The sequence below is a fragment of the Thalassospira profundimaris genome (assembly GCF_003326795.1).
Classification (GTDB): Bacteria; Pseudomonadota; Alphaproteobacteria; order Rhodospirillales; family Thalassospiraceae; genus Thalassospira; species Thalassospira profundimaris_C.
Genome location: NZ_JPWI01000013.1, coordinates 114,413 through 132,415, shown reverse-complemented (window position 1 = coordinate 132,415; position 18,003 = coordinate 114,413). Strand labels below are relative to the sequence as shown.

Sequence of the window (18,003 nt, the reverse complement as noted above, 5' to 3'; positions counted from 1 at the left end):
AATGGCACGTATTGATCTTAAAGGCCTTGCGCATTCCTATTTCCCCGATCCGAAAACGGACGAGGATTATGCCCTGCGCCGTATGGAACATGTCTGGGAAGATGGCGGTGCATATGCCCTTCTCGGCCCGTCGGGCTGTGGTAAGACCACCCTTCTGAACATTATTTCCGGCCTGTTGACACCGTCACATGGCCAGGTCCTGTTTGATGGCAAGGATGTCACCAATCTGGCTCCGGAAGAACGCAACATCGCGCAGGTTTTCCAGTTCCCGGTGATCTATGACACCATGACGGTTTACGAAAACCTTGCCTTTCCGCTGCGCAACCGCGGCGTTGATGCAAAACGCGTCGATGCGCGTGTGCGGGAAATCGCCGGAATGCTGGATCTGACCGGCAAGCTCAAACAAAAGGCACGCGGCCTTGGCGCGGATGAAAAACAGACGATCTCGCTTGGGCGCGGTCTGGTTCGTGACGATGTTTCGGCCATCCTGTTTGACGAACCGCTGACCGTGATCGACCCGCATCTGAAATGGGTTCTGCGCCGCAAGCTCAAGGAAATTCACAACAAACTGCGCCCGACCATGGTCTATGTCACCCATGATCAGGTCGAAGCCCTGACCTTTGCTGACAAGGTTGTCGTCATGTATGGCGGCAAGGTTGTTCAGCTGGGCACGCCGCAGGAATTGTTTGAAAATCCGGCTCATACCTTTGTCGGTTACTTCATCGGGAGCCCTGGCATGAACATCATGGATTGCAAGATTGATGATGGTGCGGCCTGGGTCGATGGTCAGCGTATCGGTCTTTCGGACCGTCTCCTTGAAGCCGTTTCCAAACAGACCGGCAAGATCGAGCTGGGCATCCGCCCGGAATTCCTGACCCTTGAAACCGGTGATGCTGCCAAAGGCAGCGATGGTGTTGATGTCAATATCATCAAGGTCGAGGATCTCGGTCAGTACAAGATCGCGACCACCCGTTTTGGTGCATCTGAAATCAAGGTCAAACTCGGTGAAGACGAACAGGTTGTCGGCCAGTCCGGCGTTCTGCGTTTCGCACCGGAATGGACCAAACTTTACGCCGACAGTCAGTTGGTCGCGTAAGGGGGGATGGGGAAATGAACAAGATTACCAACAACAAGGCCTGGTTCCTCGTCCTGCCAGTCTTCTTTATCGTCGCCATCAGCGCGATCATTCCGCTGATGACAGTTGTGAACTATTCGGTTCAGGACATTTTTGACCCGCAAACCCGTTTCTTTGTCGGCACCGAATGGTTCGAACAGGTTCTGGGCGACAGCCGCCTGCATGATGCGCTGATCCGTCAGATCATCTATACGCTGAGCGTTCTGTTCATCGAAATTCCGCTGGGCATTGCGGTTGCACTGACCCTGCCGCGCAAGGGCTGGGGCGTTTCGGCCTCGATGGTTCTGCTCGCGCTGCCGCTGCTTATTCCATGGAACGTGGTTGGCACCATCTGGCAGATTTTCGGCCGTGCCGACATCGGTCTTGGCGGTTATGTCATCAACATGATGGGCATTGACTATAACTATTCCCAGAACCCGATGGATGCATGGGTCACCGTTCTTGTCATGGATGTGTGGCACTGGACCAGCCTGATTGTTCTGTTGTGCTATGCCGGTCTTCGGTCGATCCCGGATGCCTATTATCAGGCAGCCAAGATTGACGGCGCATCGCGCTGGGCCGTGTTCCGCTTTATCCAGCTTCCGAAAATGCAGTCGGTTCTCGTTATCGGTGTTCTGCTGCGCTTTATGGACAGCTTCATGATCTATACCGAGCCGTTCGTCCTTACCGGTGGCGGTCCGGGTAACGCAACCACCTTCCTCAGCCAGTTCCTGACCCGTATGGCGGTCGGCCAGTTTGACCTTGGTCCTGCAGCGGCCTTCTCGCTGGTCTACTTCCTGATCATTCTGCTGGTTTGCTGGGTTTTCTATACCGTCGTGATGAACGCCGGAAAGCGGGAGGAACAATAAAATGCAGTTCCAGAAACGTCATATCGGACTTCTTATTTACATTCTGTTCCTGTTGCTGCCGATCTATTGGCTGTTCAACATGTCGATCAAAACCAATACGGAAATCCTGGGGGCAATGACCCTGTTCCCGGATAATCCGACGCTGGCAAACTATGCGACGATCCTGACCGATCCGGCCTGGTATTCGGGCTATATCAACTCGATGATCTATGTGGGCATCAACGTTGTGATTTCGCTGGTTGTCGCATTGCCTGCGGCCTATGCCTTCTCGCGGTTCAACTTTACCGGCGACAAGCATCTGTTCTTCTGGCTTCTGACCAACCGCATGGCACCGCCAGCCGTGTTCCTGTTGCCGTTCTTCCAGCTCTATTCAAGTGTCGGCCTGTTTGACACCCATATTGCTGTGGCCCTTGCACACTGCCTGTTCAACGTGCCGCTTGCCGTCTGGATCCTTGAAGGCTTCATGTCGGGCATTCCAAAGGAAATCGATGAAACCGCCTATATTGACGGTTACTCGTTCCCGCGTTTCTTTGCCACGATCTTCATTCCGCTGATCCGTTCGGGCATCGGTGTGACGGCCTTCTTCTGCTTCATGTTCAGCTGGGTTGAGCTTCTTCTGGCCCGTACGCTTACCTCGGTCGATGCAAAACCGATCGTGGCCACCATGACCCGTACGGTTTCGGCATCAGGCCTTGATTGGGGCGTTCTTGCTGCAGCTGGTGTTTTGACAATTGTCCCGGGCGCCTTGGTGATCTGGTTCGTTCGCAACTACATCGCCAAAGGTTTCGCGATGGGTCGCGTGTAATCGGCAAACAGGAGGAATATCAACATGTCTTGGATGGCCTGGACCCCGATTACCGCTGTGTTCTTCAGCTGCATCATCCTGATGCTGATCGGGATGGGAATTTGGCAGGCGGTTTCACCAACCGTTCCGCGGCGCGGCTTTTTGCCGCTGACCACCACACGCGGTGATCGCCTGTTTATCAGCCTGCTTGGCGCGGCCTATATCCATTTGGGATGGCTGGCATTTACCGATCTTGCACTTTGGATCGGTTCGGTTATCGCGCTTGCTTGGCTCATCATTGTGATGCGCTGGGGCTAAACCTTCGGAACGGTACTGTGATCTTTCGCAGTGCCGTTCCTTTGATATTCATCACGGCGGGTTGTCTGTCTTCCCCTACCGTTGGTGACCGGGTTTTATCCGGATGAGCAAAAAGGAAGACAACCAGGGAGAAAACGACATGATCGTTAAAGCCAAAGGCGCTTCGAGCGTTATTAAAGGCAGTGCCGTCGCAGTCGCTCTTGGTCTTGCAGTGCTGGCAAACCCGGCAATGGCTGACCAGTACACTGACGCGGCCAAGAAATGGATCGACAGCGAATTCCAGCCGTCGAGCCTGAACAAAGACGCCCAGATGGCCGAACTTGAATGGTTCATCAAGGCAGCTGAGCCGTTCCGTGGCATGGACATCAACGTGGTGTCCGAAACCATCACCACGCATGAATATGAGTCCAAGGTTCTGGCAAAGGCCTTCTCGGAAATCACCGGGATCAACCTGACCCACGACCTGATCGGTGAAGGCGACGTTATCGAGAAACTGCAGACCCAGATGCAGTCGAACCGTAACATCTATGACGCCTTCATCAATGACTCGGATCTGATCGGTACCCATTCGCGTTATGACGCGGTTGTGCCGCTGTCTGATTTCATGGCTGGCGAAGGTAAAGACGTTACCTCTCCGACCCTTGATCTCGAAGACTTCATCGGCCTGTCCTTCACCACCGGTCCGGATGGCAAGCTTTATCAGCTTCCTGACCAGCAGTTCGCGAACCTTTACTGGTTCCGTTACGACTGGTTCCAGCGTGAAGACCTGCAGAAGCAGTTCAAAGACAAATACGGCTATGACCTTGGCGTTCCGGTCAACTGGTCGGCCTATGAAGACATCGCGGAATTCTTCACCAATGACGTGAAGGAAATCGACGGCCAGAAAGTCTATGGCCACATGGATTACGGTAAAAAAGACCCGTCGCTGGGTTGGCGCTTTACCGATGCCTGGCTGTCGATGGCAGGTGCAGGCGACAAGGGCCTTCCGAACGGCCTTCCGGTCGACGAATGGGGTATCCGTGTTGAAGGTTGCGCACCGGCTGGTTCGAGCGTAACCCGTGGCGGTGCAGCAAACGGTCCGGCGGCTGTTTACGCCCTGACCAAATACATTGACTGGCTCAAGGCCTATGCTCCTGCAGAAGCAGCTGGCATGACCTTTGGTGAAGCAGGTCCGGTTCCGGCACAGGGCCAGATCGCTCAGCAGATCTTCTGGTACACCGCCTTCACCGCCGATATGGCGAAAAAAGGCACCCCGGTTGTGAACGAAGACGGTACGCCGAAATGGCGTATGGCACCTTCGCCGCACGGCCCGTACTGGGAAGAAGGCATGAAGCTTGGTTATCAGGACGTGGGTTCCTGGACTCTGATGAAGTCCACCCCGCTTGAGCGCCGTAAAGCCGCATGGCTCTATGCACAGTTCGTGACCTCCAAGTCGGTCTCGCTGAAAAAGACCCTTACCGGTCTGACCCCGATCCGTCAGTCTGACCTGGACACCCAGGAAATGACCGATATCGCACCGAACTGGGGTGGTCTGGTCGAGTTCTATCGTTCCCCGGCCCGCGTCCAGTGGTCGCCGACCGGTACCAACGTTCCGGATTACCCGAAACTGGCTCAGCTCTGGTGGCAGAACGTTGCCGAAGCTGTAACCGGCGAACGTACTCCGCAGGAAGCAATGGACAACCTTGCCAAATCTATGGACCAGGTTCTCCAGCGTCTTGAGCGTGCAGGCATCGGTGGCGAATGTGCTCCGAAACTGAACGAAGAGCGTGATGCACAGTACTGGTTCGACCAGCCGGGTGCACCGAAAGCGAAACTCGCTAACGAAAAACCGCAGGGTGAGACCGTCAATTATGACGATCTGATCGCGGAATGGCGTGCGGCTCAGAAAAACTAAGAGCCACACTACTGGGGGTGCCGGGGATGTTTTTCATCCCCGGCCGTCCCGACCAGGACTGCTTCCTGTTTAAAGATCATTCATTTTACCGACGCGTATTTCATTAAGTCATAAGACCCGAGACATCCGAACAACGGATGCACATGTCCCAAAAGGGAATGTCTGCCCAATCAAAACATAATCAGCGGGCCAGACAGGGAGGAAACAGTGAATACCGCCATTAAAAAACGTCGCGCGGGCCTTGGCATTCAAGGTCGGCTCATGGCTTCTTTTGCCTTGATTCTGGTACTGGCTGGCATTTCATCGGCTGTATCATGGGTGTCATTTGGTAACAGCCGCGATCTTGTCGCTGACATCACAACCGATAGCCTGCCATCCATCATTCGCCAGATGGAACTGGCAATGAACGGTGTTGGCCTTGCGGCACAGGCGCCGGTTCTGGCGGCATCGCGCAATGCCGATGAACTGGCCCTGACCGAAAACAGGCTTGATCAACTGATCAGTGACGCGCGAACGCGCCTTGCTGAAATTGCCGCAGCCAACCCCGAACCGGTCATGATTGATATTTCTGTGTCCTCGCCGGTCACAGAACCGCCAGCAGCAGAAACCGGAAATAGCCAGAGCAGCGATGCATCCGGGACATCCGAAATGCCCCCGTCGACCTCAGAACCAGAACTGGTCGACGCTGTTGCCACCCTGACAGCACAACTTGATGAAATTGTCGCCCATCGCGACACGCTGCACGAACTGACCACCCGGCGTCTGGATATTGAAAAGAAACGAGGTGATCTTACACTTGATATGGTGTTTGCCTATCGCGATCTTTCCGAGTTTCTAAGCCCCCTGATCGAGGTGGTCGACATCGATGTTGCGCGTGGTATTTCAAGGGTCTCCAGTGGCAACACGGATGCCGCAACAAAACTTGAAGAAACCATTGCATTTTCACAGCTGATTGCTGAAATCCGTGCCAATGTGAACCTTGCGTTCGGGATGCTGACGGCCGGTATTGCCGTTCCCGAAGGCGAAGCCATGGACGAAGTTCGCAATCAGTGGAACTGGGCCGAGCTGCGCATTACCGATGCCCTCGAAGAACTGCCTGACAATGATGACGGCAACAAGATACGTGACCTTGCCAAGGCATTGATGGCCTTTGGCAAGGGACGAACCAGCGTGTTTGACCTGCGCGAAACCGAATGGGAAAACCAGTATCAGACCGAAAAAAACCTGAACGCAACAATCGCAACTGCCGAAGCACTTTCCAAATCGATCTCGGTGATGGTCGACAGCAAACGAGCCGATGTCGACAGCAATGCGTCCGATGCCGTATCGCAAGTGGTTCAGGATCAGCGTTTGATTGCGTTTATCGGTGCTGCTGTTCTGGTGATTTCACTGGCAATCCTGATCTTCTATGTCCGTGGGAACCTGATCAAACGACTGTTGCGCGTGATAGACGGCATGCGTCAGGTCGCCAATGGTGATCTGTCAACCGAGGTAAAGGACACCGGCCGCGATGAGATCGGCCGCATGGCTGAAATCCTTGGCCAGTTCCGTGAAACCAGCCTTGCGGCACAGCAGGCCGAGGAAAAAGTCGCCCGCGAACGCGAACATGCCGAAGCCAAGCGTCGGCAGGATATGCTTGAGTTGGCCGATGCATTTGAAGCATCGATCATGCAGGTTGCCGAGGGTGTTGCTCGCGAAGCCGAAAACATTCAGGCAACGTCCAATCAGGTCCGTGATCACGCCCAGATCGCCTCGACCAATGCCACCGGCGTCGCCGGTGCATCCGAGGAAATCTCGATCAATATGGCGTCCGTGTCCGATGCGACCCAGTCACTATCGGACCGGGTGCGTGATACTGGTCATCGTGCCCAGAAATCGGTCGGCGCAGCCACCAGTGCCGTTGAAGCAGCCCAGCGCACCAATGCCACGATGCATGAACTTGAAACCGGTGCGCAGGAAATCGGCGAAATACTGAGCCTGATTCAGGATATTGCCGCCCAGACCAATTTGCTTGCGCTCAATGCCACGATTGAAGCTGCCCGCGCTGGCGAGGCAGGCAAGGGCTTTGCCGTGGTCGCACAGGAAGTCAAAAATCTTGCCAATCAGACCGGGTCGGCCACCGACCGGATTGCCGAGCGGATCACTGAAATCCAGTCCACCACCGGCATCGCGGTTCAGGCAATTGCCGGCATCCGGGACAGCATAACCGGCATCCACGAAACGGTGGGCGAAATGTCGGATGCGGTTAACGAGCAACAGGAATTCGTTGCCGAAATCGCAAGCAATGTCGAACAATCGGCCACTGCTGCCAGTGAAATGAACGGCACAATCGCGCAAGTCAGCACAGCTGCTGATGATAACCTTCAGGCTGTTGACGGCTTGCGTCAGGCAACGGATCGCCTGCGCAGCCAGTCTGACGATCTGGGCAGCCGTGTGCGTGATTTCCTGACCTCGATCCGCTCGGAACAACCTGCAAATCAGACGACCGGGTCAACCCGGGAACCATACTCCCTGCCATGAGCGCACCTCGCCGGGACCGAGCGGGTATGTACCCAACCGGTTCCGGCATTTTTTCTCTCGCTCAGGGCAGCAACAATGTTAGACAGAATGCTATGAAAAACATGATCGTCAACTTTCTGAACGCGCCCCGGATCGGCTCCACAGCAACCGGCCTGCGCCTGTCAGCATCGGCTCTTGTCATCGCCACGGCCCTGACCAGTATCAGCGCGCCTGCTTTGGCCGCTTCTGCACTTGATGATGGCATGACGGCCTATCGCCAGGGCGATTTTGAAAAGTCCGCAGCCATCTTTGGACCTCTGGCCGAGAATGGGGATGCCACCGCGCAATATCTTTTATCCTGTCAGATGATCAATGGTGCCGGCATCCCGGCCAATGAGGATACCGGTTGGGATTTGATGCAAAAGGCCGCACATAACCGGCAACCGGATGCCAGCATCATTCTGGCGCGCAAAGCCGAAGCTTCCCAGGCCCCCAAAGATCAGATCCGTGCCCTGTATCAGCAAAGTGCCGATCAGGGCGAAACACAGGCAATGCTGTGGCTGGCACTCGACGCCATGGATCAGGGTCACAATGACACGGCAAAAACCCTGCTTGAAAAGGCTTGGGAACTTGGTGATCCGCGGGCAGCAACATTGCTTGCCAACCGGTTCACCAAAACCGACAGCGGACGGTATCAGTATCTTCGCGCCGCCGCCCAGAACGGCGAAATGCGCGCTGCGGCCTATCTGGCCGAAGAAGCCCGTTCAGTCAACGACACCGCCGAGGCGGTTGGCTGGTGCGCGATTGCCACCGGCCTTCCCGGTCATAACGAAGATGTCGACTGGAAAACCATCGGCGACGCAGTTGAGAAAAACTGTGGAAAATTTGACAAGGACCTTGACGACACAGCCCGTGCGGCAAACCGCGAACGCGTTGACCAGTTCCTTGCCACTTTCTTTGAAAACTATAAGCCATGGACCCCCTGGAAGGCCTGCGCCGTGCGGTGACAGAACAGTAAATTACCGGACTTTCAACCTTGCCTCCCCCCTCCGTCTAACACATAATGCTAATGCATAATCGCGGGGATCTGACGTGGGAGAGTTTTCTCGATATCTGATGATCAGTGGCCTGACCGTTGCCTGTTACCTGTCAGCGGCCAGCCTCGTGAAATCTGGTGGCAAGGCACAGGCAGCAGATCCTGCCCTCCCTTTGATTGTTTGGCAACAGGCCCCGTCACCTCCTGCTGTGATCGTCGATGGCCCATCTGCGGGTGACGGATATCTGCAACGCACAACAGACTGGCTGATCAGCCATCTTCCCGGTTACCGTCATGAAAAGCGTATGGTCCCGATCCCCAGGGCCCTTGATGTCATGGCCAAGGGTGAATTCATGTGCTCCAACTTTCTTTACGAAAGTGACTATCGACGCAACTTCCTGATCTTTTCTGATCCGCTCCTGGAGTTGCAGGCATTAACCATGTTCATCGCGCCCGAAAAACTCAACGAGCTGCGCTATGCCATGCGTGACGGCATGGTTGATCTTGGTCTTCTGGCCCATCAGAACAAATTGTCGATTGGCATGCCGGTCGGATATCGCTTTGACGAGGCACTGGTGCCCGGCGTGAATGATTTCCTGCAATCGAAAATGACCCAAAGCGCCGGGACCACAGAAATGACCATCCGCCTGTTTGATGTCAGTCGTATCGACGGCTTCATCAGCTATCAGGTCAATGTGAACTATTACCGCGAAGCCGGGGAACTGGGGCGGGAAACCATACCGGTCCCGATCATGGGTGTGCCTGTCCGGCCGTTACCGGTTTCCTGCAGCGGAGATAAAAAGCAGGCCCAACAAATCATTGATGCTGTTAACAGCTTGCTTTCCGACCAGCAAAACCGTCAGGAACTTGAAGCATTCTATGACCGCTGGGCGGCTGCAACACCCTGATTGACCGGCGCGATCCTATCGCCCGGCCAGATCATCCTTGCTCAGCATCATCGCAAGGGATGCCAGATCGTCACCTGTATTGACGTTGGCAAACAGGGTCGGCTGATCGGGATCAATGGCAAAGGGCACAGCAATCGCATCGACCGCCATCAGCGGTCCACGAACCCGATATTGCTCATTGCTCAATAATTCTGCAATCACCGGCGCACAATCCCGGTGCCATGCCGATGACAGGTAGTGGTCCCGTTCCCCGTGACGAACGAAGGCGGCTTTGCTCCCCGCCTCCCTTGCCGCAGCAATCAGTTCCTGTGCCATATCATCGGGCACCACCGGGCAGTCAACCGGAAAGGTCACCAGCCAGTCCACCGCATCAGACATCACCGTCAATCCACCAAGAATCCCGCCAAGCGGCCCCTGCCCCGGTACAGGAGCATCTGCCACCACCGGAATATCAAAACCGGCAAAGGTGTCTGGCGATTGATTGGACGAGATCATCACATGCCCGCATTGCCGCTGCGCAGTTTCAATCGCAAGAGATATCAGGGACCGACCGGCGATTTCGCGAAACGGCTTATCCCCGCCCATCCGGCGTCCTTCCCCCCCGGCAAGGACAAGGCCAGCGATATTTACGCCTGAATGATTGTCACTTTGTGACCCGTATGACATGCGATGGATCCGGGATTTCAGCTGGATATAAAATGTGCCGATGATCTTACAATACATCGGCACATTGAACGAGGTCAGGATTAAAGAAGCCGTCCAAACGACAGTAAAGTCGCAATCAGGTTTCTTCCGGATCGGTCATTACCGGCTCGATCAGAAGCTTGCTGCCACTCACCTCACTGACACGCACTTTCTGTCCCTTGGGAAGGTCACGTTCGGCGACCAGAACCCAGCTTGAGCCATACACGCTTTGACGGATCTGACCATTGACGGTTTTTTCGGTCAGGATTGCGGTTTTGCCAACCAGTGAAGAACTGGCACTGCTGACATCCTCGTCCGTCGTGCCCGAACGGCCGGGTTTCAGAAAACGCCTGCCAACCAGCACCGCAATCACACTCAGCACGCCAAATGCGATCAGCTGGAATTCCGGCGAGATGTCAGGAACGATCAAAAGGATGATCCCCGCAATCGCAGCGGCAATCGACAACCACAAAAAGATGATCCCGGGCAGCACCATTTCAAGGACGAGAAACACACAGGCCAGTATCCACCAGTGCCAGAACTCGACCGCAAGGTTCGAAAACATGTCCATCGCAACACTTCCAAATGTCGGTTACTTGCCGTCTTTCTGGGAGATCGTCTTGATCAGTTCGGAAACCCCGCCGATCGATCCCACAATTCCGGATGCATCCAATGGCATGAAGACCAGCTTGCTGTTGGGGCTTGAGGCAACTTGCCCAAGCGATTCAACATATTTCTGGGCAACGAAGTAATTGATTGCCTGAATGTCACCATCGCGAATTGCAGTCGAGACAATCTCGGTTGCCTTGGCCTCGGCGGCAGCCGTACGTTCACGGGCCTGCGCATCAAGGTCGGCAGCAATCATGCGCCCCTCGGCGGCCAGAACTGCTGCGGACTTTTCACCTTCTGCACGTTTGATATTTGCTTCGCGTTCGCCATCGGCCTCAAGGATCAGGGCACGCTTTTCGCGTTCGGCCTTCATCTGGCGGTTCATGGCTTCGGTCAGGTCTTCCGGCGGATTGACGTCCTTGATTTCAACACGGGTGATTTTCACCCCCCAATCGCTGGTGGCTTCATCAAGAACCATCAAAAGCGACGCGCTGATCTTTTCGCGGTTCGACAGCATTTCATCAAGCTCCATCGACCCCAGAACACTGCGCAAGTTGGTCATGGCAAGGTTCTGAACCGCGTAATCGAGACTTTCGACCTTATAGGACGCATCCTTGGTATTGGTCACACGGATGAACACCACGCCATCAACAACCACAGATGCGTTATCCTTGGAAATCACTTCCTGACTTGGAATATCAAGCACGCGTTCCATCAGGCTCATGCGTTGTCCGACACGATCAAACAGCGGAATAAGCACATGCAGGCCGGGATCAAGTGTTTTCAGATACCGCCCCAATCGTTCAACTGTGAACTCGTATCCTTGCGGGACGATCTTGACACTCATAAAGGTCAGAACGGCGGCCAGCACAACAAAAGCGACCGAGAAAACTGCGAAAGTTGATTGCATGTGATGCCCTTAACATGCCTGCCCGGACAGGCAACCGGGGCAATTCCCGGTTTGCGCCACAGGCAGAGTTCAAGATTGAAGAACGTTATACCAATACAATCAATCATATGTCCGGGGGCTACAAATTGCACAATAAAAATGCCCCGTGCACACAGGGTTATGGCGATATTTAATTTAGAATTTCGGCATGTTTCCTGAAGTTTCCTCACATTTCCGACATTGCCGCAATGCAGCATTTCTGCATTGCCGATCTTGTCTCTTTGTCCTAAAATTTGGTTCAGACATTGCGGCTTGCCGCCTCGATATCCGGACGACCGGATGTCGTTACAGGATCAATGGGGACGGCCCCTTAAGACAGGAGGCCACCCATGGCCTGGATTGCATTGATTATCGCCGGTGTTCTGGAAGTTTGCTGGGCGTCGGGCCTGAAATATTCCGAAGGTTTCACCAAACCGATCCCGACCATCTTTACCCTTGTCACCATGATCGGCAGCTTCTGGTTGCTGGCCCTTGCCATGCGCACCATTCCGCTTGGCACGGCCTATGCCATCTGGACCGGCATTGGCGCAGTGGGCGCGGTGATTTTCGGCATTGTCATGCTGGGTGAAGCGGCCAGTATCGGTCGCCTGATCGCGATCTGCATGATCCTGGGCGGGATCGTCATGCTGAAACTGTTCAGCCCGACCTGACCGCGCCGCTGAGATCCCAAAGAATTCCCACAGAACTCCTAAAGCAAAACAGGGCAGCCAATGGCTGCCCTGTTTCTGTTTGTTCGTTCGGTTCGCCGCCTAGACGCCTGCGGGAATGCCGCTGCGTTCGACCTTGCGAGGTGAGGTGATTTCTTTCCATTTCGACAGCGCCTTGTTGACTGCCGGATAGGGTTCGCGGGCGATGAATTCGCCGTCGCCGCATTTGGCGAGAACCACACCTTCCTCGGCGGCGATGCGACCACGGCTGAGCGTATAGCGCGGAAGACCGGTGACCTCGATGCCTTCAAACACGTTGTAATCGATGGTCGATTGCTGGTGCTTGGCGGTAATGGTTTTCGACGCCTTCGGATCCCAGACCACAAGATCCGCATCCGCCCCGACAAGGATCGCACCCTTGCGCGGATAGATATTGAGAATCTTGGCAATATTGGTCGAGGTTGCCGCCACGAATTCGTTCGGGGTCAGGCGACCGGTATTGACACCATAGCTCCAGAGAAGCGGCATGCGGTCTTCAAGGCCGCCCGTGCCGTTCGGGATCTTGGTGAAATCGCCAACGCCATAGCGTTTCTGTTCGGTGGTAAAGGCGCAATGGTCGGTCGCGACAACCTGCAAGCTGCCCGATGCCAGACCGTTCCACAGACCGTCCTGATGTTCCTTGCTGCGGAATGGCGGGGACATGACGCGACGTGCCGCATGATCCCAGTCCGGGTTTTTATATTCGCTGTCATCAAGGATCAGGTGCTGGATCAGCGGTTCACCAAACACGCGTTTGCCATTGGCACGCGCGCGACGAATGGCTTCATGGGCCGGTTCGCAGGAAACATGCACGATATAAAGTGGCACATTGGCCATATCGGCTATCATGATCGCACGGTTGCACGCCTCCCCTTCGACATCGACCGGGCGGGAATAGGCATGGGCTTCGGGGCCGTTATTGCCTTCGGCCAGCAATTTCTGCTGAAGGGTGGCGACAACGTCACCGTTCTCGGCATGGACAAGCGGCATCGCACCCAGTTCCGAACAGCGCGAGAAGGATGCAAACATCTCGTCATCATCCACCATAAGCGCGCCCTTATAGGCCATGAAATGCTTGAAGGTGTTGATGCCTTTTTCCTGAACGATGGTCTTCATTTCGTCAAAGACCTGCTCGCTCCACCAGGTGATCGCCATGTGGAAGGAATAATCGCAAACCGCCTTGGATGATTTGTTGTCCCACGCCTGAAGCGCTTCAAGCAGCGACTGGTTTGGCGAAGGCAGGCAGAAATCAACCACCATGGTGGTGCCACCGGCAACAGCCGCCTTGGTGCCGCTTTCGAAATCGTCGGCGGAATAGGTCCCCATAAAGGGCATTTCCATATGGGTGTGCGGATCAATCCCGCCGGGCATTACATAGCAGCCATCGGCGTCGATCACCTTGTCCCCGGTCAGGTTGTCTCCGATCGCGGCAATCTTGCCGTCCTCGATCAGGATATCGGATTTGTATGTCAGATCGGCGGTAACGATGGTTCCGCCACGAATAACCATGGACATGGGTGGCTCCTTGTCTGTCTGTTTGGCGAAAAGTTGCGGGCCATCCCGGCATTTCACCCAATTCCCGGACGTCACCGGGGCATCTCGTTTCACATCAAATTCGGGAGGTAATTCTGTCTGGCGGCGCAAGATGCCACCGCCAGACAGGTAAAGTCGGATTACATGACCTTGTCGGTCACCGCATGGGTCCAGGCGCCTTCCGGCTCCTTGGTGATGACCGGGTCAGAACCGCCAGAGAGCAGGCTGTCAACGGTACGCTGATAAGCTGCCTCGTCGAGTTTGCCGGAATCGCCAAGCAGTTTGGCAATTTCGGTCATCATGCGGACCTGATGTTTTTCGGTCTGGGCACCGGTTGCATCGTTATCAAGCACGATGGTTGCGGCTTCTTCCGGGTTTTCTTTCGCATACATCCAGCCTTTCATGCTGGCATCTACGAAACGCGCCATCTTGTCGACGAATGCCGGGTCCTTGAGTTTGTCTTCAAGAACATAAAGGCCGTCTTCAAGGGTCGCGACACCCTGATCTTCGTATTTGAAGACCTTGAGATCACCTTCCGAGATACCGGCATCAATCACCTGCCAGTATTCGTTATAGGTCATGGTCGAAATGCAATCGGCCTGCTTCTGAAGCAGCGGGTCAACGTTAAAGCCCTGTTTAAGAACCGTAACCCCCTTGTCGCCGCCATCGGTCGGAATGCCAAGCTTCGACATCCAGCTCAGGAACGGATATTCGTTGCCAAAGAACCAGACGCCAAGCGTACGGCCCGGGAAGTCATCCGGGCTTTCAACACCGGTTTCCTTAAGGCAGGTCAGCATCATGCCCGATTTGGCAAAGGGCTGTGCGATATTGACCAGCGCCACGCCTTTTTCACGCGATGCAAGTGCGGACGGCATCCAGTCAATAATCACATCTGCACCACCACCGGCAATCACCTGCGGCGGGGCGATATCCGGACCGCCCGGATTGATGGTCACGTCAAGATCGGCTTCTTCGTAGAAACCCTTGTCGAGTGCCACGTAATAACCGGCAAACTGGGCCTGTGTGACCCATTTAAGCTGCAAGGTTACTTCATCTGCTGCCATCGCCGAAAGCGATGTCAGACCGAAACTCAACCCTAATGCAGTCGCAAACAATTTCTTCATTCGTCGATGTCTCCTCAGGTTGTAGTCAAGTCCTCCCGGTGGGCCGTCTTTGATTGTGCCTTTAATGGCGACGTACCCGAAAAGATGGATGCCATGACGTCGCTTTTCTCTCGATATAAGCCACGGCCCCATAGAAGGCGGTCCCCGCAAGGGCCGCCAAAGCGATCTCTGCCCAGACCATGTCGATATTCATCCGCCCGACCTCGGTCGAAATGCGGAAGCCCATACCAACAATCGGGGTGCCGAAAAATTCGGCGACGATTGCACCAATCAGCGCAAGCGTGGAATTGATTTTAAGTGCGTTGAATACGAACGGCATGGCCGCAGGCAACCGCAAGCGGAACAGCGTCGACCAGTAACCCGACGCATAGGTCGCCATCAGGTCGCGTTCAAGCTTTCCGGCCGCATTAAGCCCGGTCACCGTATTCACCAGCATCGGGAAGAAGGTCATGATCACGATCACCGCGGCCTTTGACTGCCAGTCAAAGCCAAACCACATCACCATGATCGGTGCCACCCCGATGATCGGCAGTGCCGACACCATATTGCCCAGTGGCAACAGACCGCGTTTGAGGAACGGCACCCGGTCCACGGCAATTGCCATGACAAAGGCCGAACCACATCCAAGCACATAGCCGCTCAGAACCGCCTTCACAAAGGTCTGATAGAAATCAGCCGCCATGATATCGGTCGAGGTAACAAACCGCACACCGATCATGCTGGGCGGCGGCAACAGAACCTGCGGCACGCCAAATCCGGCAACCAGAACTTCCCAGACAAACAAAAGCCAAAACCCGAACGCCACCGGCACGGTAACATTGGCGATCTGTTGTTTGGCTGTTTCCAGAGAACGGTAATTGGCAATCACATCAATCCCGCGCCAGACAAAGGCCCAAAGCGAAAGGATGAACAACCAGAAACCGGTCCCGGCAAAGCCCGCAACACCATGATCATAAAGCGTCGCAATCGCCTGCCAGCAGCCAAACACCGCGACGGCCAGAATGATCACACCACTGATGACGGAACGCACGCCAAGCCAGGTAAAGGCCGCCCCGGCGATCACGCAAAGCGCCATGGCAATGGCAAGACCGGGAATATCACTGACAAAGGCGACCTGTTTACCAGTATCGGCATCAATACCGGCAAGCGGGAAGATCAGCGCCAGAAGGGCTGCAATCGCGCCCACCAGACAGAATTTATCAAGTTTCATCTCGGTCATGCCTTTACCCCCATCCGGGCAAGGACGCGGCGTTCACACCATCCGACAATCACCACCATCATGGCGGCAACAAAGGCCGCCGTCAGAAGCGCTGACCAGATCTGGATGGTCTGACCGTAATAGGACCCGGCCAGAAGACGTGCACCCAGACCGGCCTGTGCACCGGTCGGCAATTCACCGACAATCGCACCGACCAGACTGATCGCAATCGCGACTTTCAGGCTGGCAAACAGATAAGGCATCGCCGATGGCAACCGCAGTTGCCAGAAGGTCTGCCATTTCGAGGCATTATAGGTCCGCATCAGATCAAGCTGGATGACTTGCGGCGACCGAAGCCCCTTGACCATACTGATCGTCACAGGGAAGAAGCACAAATAGGTCGAAATCACCGCCTTGGGCACAACGCCCTTGATCCCGATGGCCCCCAGAACGACGATGATCATCGGCGCAATGGCAAGGATCGGAATGGTTTGCGATGAAATCACCCACGGCATCAGGCTTTTTTCAAGCGTCATGACATGCACAATGCCGACGGCCAGAACAATGCCCAGAATGGTGCCGATCCCGAACCCGAGCAGGGTCGAGGAAAGCGTCACCCAGCTGTGATAAACCAGCGAGCGTTTTGACGTGATGCTGGTGGCAAAGATGGTCTTGTACATTTCCTGTGCCACCTGGTGGGGGGCCGGAAGGATCGGGCGTTCCTGTGCCAGGGTATCTTCGATCAACTGGCTGGTGGTCCAGGTCTGGTCCGCACGATTGTATTTGTCGATCTGGGTCGGTGCATTCATGAAGACTGCGCCGACATACCAGAGAACAAACAGTGCAATCAGAACAACACAGACCGGACCGGTCTGTCCCGACATCATCCGGGACCAGATCGACGGTCCGGCAAGGGACCCGGTCATGGTGGCAGTGTTACTCGTCATTGCTGTGCCCCGCGCGCAAACCTTCGCGAACCCGATGCGCGATCTCGAGGAATTCCGGTGTTTCACGGATATCAAGATTACGCTCACGCGGGAAATCGGTTTCAATCACATCAATGATGCGGCCCGGACGCGGTGACATGACGACAATCTTGGTCGACAGATAGACCGCCTCGGGGATCGAGTGGGTGACAAAGGCCACCGTCTTGTTGGTGCGCGCCCACAGCTTCAAAAGCTGTTCATTAAGGTGATCACGCACGATTTCATCAAGCGCGCCAAACGGCTCGTCCATCAAAAGCAGATCGGCATCAAATGACAATGCACGCGCAATTGAGGCACGTTGCTGCATCCCGCCTGACAGCTGCCATGGGAATTTCTTTTCAAAACCGTTGAGTTCAACAAGCTTAAGGGCTTCATGCGCACGTTTGATCCGCTCTTCCTTGGAAATCTCCATGATTTCAAGCGGCAAGGTGACGTTACGTTCAATCGAACGCCATGGCAAAAGGGCTGGCGCCTGGAACACATAGCCATAAGCGCGGTTTTCGCGGGCCTGTTCGGGCGAAACGCCATTGATCGAAATATCGCCCCCGGTGGCCTTTTCAAGGTCGGCGATCACGCGCAACAGCGTGGTCTTGCCACAGCCCGACGGGCCGATAAAGGAAACGAAATCGCCTTCATTGATCGTCAGATCAACATCAGAAAGCGCATAAACCGGACCGTCCGCCGTCTGAAAGGTCAGCGACAGGTTTTTGATATCAACAACTGCGTTCTTTGATGCGGGCATCTCAGCAACATTATTGACGACTTGTTTTAGCGTCATGGGGTTTCCCCTGATCGTATGTCTCTCTCGGAAC

Annotated in this window: 17 protein-coding genes; 9 read left to right on the top strand and 8 right to left on the bottom strand. The window is 55.1% G+C overall.

Going from position 1 to position 18,003, the window contains the following annotated elements; genetic code table 11:
- The first annotated feature begins 1 nt into the window (after nt 1).
- The 8 genes from TH30_RS18005 (at nt 2) to TH30_RS17970 (ending at nt 9,422) form a co-directional block, all read left to right on the top strand.
- Nucleotides 2–1,096: an ABC transporter ATP-binding protein gene (locus tag TH30_RS18005; RefSeq protein WP_114099482.1), complete on the top strand. Its 1,095-nt coding sequence runs from the start codon at nt 2–4 to the stop codon at nt 1,094–1,096.
- A gap of 14 nt (nt 1,097–1,110) precedes the next feature.
- The gene (locus tag TH30_RS18000; RefSeq protein WP_114099481.1) at nt 1,111–1,983 is read left to right on the top strand and encodes a carbohydrate ABC transporter permease; all 873 of its coding nucleotides are present in this window, start codon (nt 1,111–1,113) and stop codon (nt 1,981–1,983) included.
- A gap of 1 nt (nt 1,984) precedes the next feature.
- Nucleotides 1,985–2,788 (top strand): carbohydrate ABC transporter permease, encoded by an 804-nt coding sequence (locus TH30_RS17995; protein ID WP_114099480.1) that lies wholly within the window; start codon nt 1,985–1,987, stop codon nt 2,786–2,788.
- A gap of 24 nt (nt 2,789–2,812) precedes the next feature.
- Entirely contained in the window at nt 2,813–3,085 is a 273-nt protein-coding gene (locus TH30_RS17990; protein WP_114099479.1) for a DUF2160 domain-containing protein, read from the top strand.
- A 139-nt stretch (nt 3,086–3,224) separates the two neighbouring features.
- Complete coding sequence (locus TH30_RS17985; RefSeq protein ID WP_114099510.1) at nt 3,225–4,979, top strand: ABC transporter substrate-binding protein; 1,755 nt, start codon at nt 3,225–3,227, stop codon at nt 4,977–4,979.
- A 207-nt stretch (nt 4,980–5,186) separates the two neighbouring features.
- A complete protein-coding gene (locus TH30_RS17980; RefSeq protein WP_147252048.1) occupies nt 5,187–7,499 on the top strand; it encodes a methyl-accepting chemotaxis protein in 2,313 nt (770 codons plus the stop codon).
- A gap of 92 nt (nt 7,500–7,591) precedes the next feature.
- Entirely contained in the window at nt 7,592–8,485 is an 894-nt protein-coding gene (locus TH30_RS17975) for a tetratricopeptide repeat protein (RefSeq protein ID WP_258548783.1), read from the top strand.
- A gap of 85 nt (nt 8,486–8,570) precedes the next feature.
- Nucleotides 8,571–9,422 carry a hypothetical protein gene (locus TH30_RS17970; RefSeq protein ID WP_147252046.1) on the top strand — a complete coding sequence of 284 codons (852 nt, stop codon included), beginning with the start codon at nt 8,571–8,573 and terminating at the stop codon, nt 9,420–9,422.
- Nucleotides 9,423–9,437: 15 nt separating this feature from the next.
- Here TH30_RS17970 and mobA read toward each other — a convergent pair whose 3' ends face one another.
- The 3 genes from mobA to TH30_RS17955 form a co-directional block, all read right to left on the bottom strand.
- Nucleotides 9,438–10,088 carry a molybdenum cofactor guanylyltransferase gene (gene mobA, locus TH30_RS17965; protein WP_114099508.1) on the bottom strand — a complete coding sequence of 217 codons (651 nt, stop codon included), beginning with the start codon at nt 10,086–10,088 and terminating at the stop codon, nt 9,438–9,440.
- A gap of 115 nt (nt 10,089–10,203) precedes the next feature.
- Nucleotides 10,204–10,677, bottom strand: a complete 474-nt coding sequence (locus tag TH30_RS17960; protein WP_114099476.1) for an NfeD family protein — start codon at nt 10,675–10,677, stop codon at nt 10,204–10,206.
- 21 nt (nt 10,678–10,698) lie between these two features.
- Nucleotides 10,699–11,625 carry an SPFH domain-containing protein gene (locus TH30_RS17955; protein WP_114099475.1) on the bottom strand — a complete coding sequence of 309 codons (927 nt, stop codon included), beginning with the start codon at nt 11,623–11,625 and terminating at the stop codon, nt 10,699–10,701.
- Nucleotides 11,626–11,993: 368 nt separating this feature from the next.
- Between TH30_RS17955 and sugE the strand changes: the two genes are divergently transcribed.
- Nucleotides 11,994–12,314 (top strand): quaternary ammonium compound efflux SMR transporter SugE, encoded by a 321-nt coding sequence (gene sugE / locus TH30_RS17950; RefSeq protein WP_114099474.1) that lies wholly within the window; start codon nt 11,994–11,996, stop codon nt 12,312–12,314.
- A 99-nt stretch (nt 12,315–12,413) separates the two neighbouring features.
- Here the strand turns inward: sugE and hydA are convergent, their stop codons facing one another.
- The 5 genes from hydA to TH30_RS17925 form a co-directional block, all read right to left on the bottom strand.
- Nucleotides 12,414–13,865 (bottom strand): dihydropyrimidinase, encoded by a 1,452-nt coding sequence (gene hydA / locus TH30_RS17945; RefSeq protein ID WP_114099473.1) that lies wholly within the window; start codon nt 13,863–13,865, stop codon nt 12,414–12,416.
- 158 nt (nt 13,866–14,023) lie between these two features.
- A complete protein-coding gene (locus TH30_RS17940; protein WP_114099472.1) occupies nt 14,024–15,007 on the bottom strand; it encodes an ABC transporter substrate-binding protein in 984 nt (327 codons plus the stop codon).
- A 61-nt stretch (nt 15,008–15,068) separates the two neighbouring features.
- A complete protein-coding gene (locus TH30_RS17935; RefSeq protein ID WP_114099471.1) occupies nt 15,069–16,226 on the bottom strand; it encodes an ABC transporter permease in 1,158 nt (385 codons plus the stop codon).
- Nucleotides 16,223–17,152, bottom strand: coding sequence for an ABC transporter permease (locus TH30_RS17930; protein WP_258548782.1), 930 nt, complete (start codon nt 17,150–17,152; stop codon nt 16,223–16,225). Before TH30_RS17930 ends, TH30_RS17935 begins: the two co-directional genes overlap by 4 nt.
- Nucleotides 17,142–17,933 carry an ABC transporter ATP-binding protein gene (locus TH30_RS17925; protein WP_114099506.1) on the bottom strand — a complete coding sequence of 264 codons (792 nt, stop codon included), beginning with the start codon at nt 17,931–17,933 and terminating at the stop codon, nt 17,142–17,144. Before TH30_RS17925 ends, TH30_RS17930 begins: the two co-directional genes overlap by 11 nt.
- Nucleotides 17,934–18,003 lie beyond the last annotated feature (70 nt).

Bases quoted from the DNA above. Each gene is read 5' to 3' on its own strand.
- hydA (WP_114099473.1), bottom strand. From the start codon at position 13,865: ATGTCCATGGTTATTCGTGGCGGAACCATCGTTACCGCCGATCTGACA.
- TH30_RS17925 (WP_114099506.1), bottom strand. From the start codon at position 17,933: ATGCCCGCATCAAAGAACGCAGTTGTTGATATCAAAAACCTGTCGCTG.
- TH30_RS17940 (WP_114099472.1), bottom strand. From the start codon at position 15,007: ATGAAGAAATTGTTTGCGACTGCATTAGGGTTGAGTTTCGGTCTGACA.
- mobA (WP_114099508.1), bottom strand. From the start codon at position 10,088: ATGTCATACGGGTCACAAAGTGACAATCATTCAGGCGTAAATATCGCT.
- TH30_RS18000 (WP_114099481.1), top strand. From the start codon at position 1,111: ATGAACAAGATTACCAACAACAAGGCCTGGTTCCTCGTCCTGCCAGTC.
- TH30_RS17975 (WP_258548783.1), top strand. From the start codon at position 7,592: ATGAAAAACATGATCGTCAACTTTCTGAACGCGCCCCGGATCGGCTCC.
- TH30_RS17985 (WP_114099510.1), top strand. From the start codon at position 3,225: ATGATCGTTAAAGCCAAAGGCGCTTCGAGCGTTATTAAAGGCAGTGCC.
- TH30_RS17995 (WP_114099480.1), top strand. From the start codon at position 1,985: ATGCAGTTCCAGAAACGTCATATCGGACTTCTTATTTACATTCTGTTC.
- TH30_RS17955 (WP_114099475.1), bottom strand. From the start codon at position 11,625: ATGCAATCAACTTTCGCAGTTTTCTCGGTCGCTTTTGTTGTGCTGGCC.
- TH30_RS18005 (WP_114099482.1), top strand. From the start codon at position 2: ATGGCACGTATTGATCTTAAAGGCCTTGCGCATTCCTATTTCCCCGAT.
- TH30_RS17960 (WP_114099476.1), bottom strand. From the start codon at position 10,677: ATGGACATGTTTTCGAACCTTGCGGTCGAGTTCTGGCACTGGTGGATA.
- TH30_RS17930 (WP_258548782.1), bottom strand. From the start codon at position 17,152: ATGACGAGTAACACTGCCACCATGACCGGGTCCCTTGCCGGACCGTCG.
- TH30_RS17935 (WP_114099471.1), bottom strand. From the start codon at position 16,226: ATGACCGAGATGAAACTTGATAAATTCTGTCTGGTGGGCGCGATTGCA.
- sugE (WP_114099474.1), top strand. From the start codon at position 11,994: ATGGCCTGGATTGCATTGATTATCGCCGGTGTTCTGGAAGTTTGCTGG.
- TH30_RS17990 (WP_114099479.1), top strand. From the start codon at position 2,813: ATGTCTTGGATGGCCTGGACCCCGATTACCGCTGTGTTCTTCAGCTGC.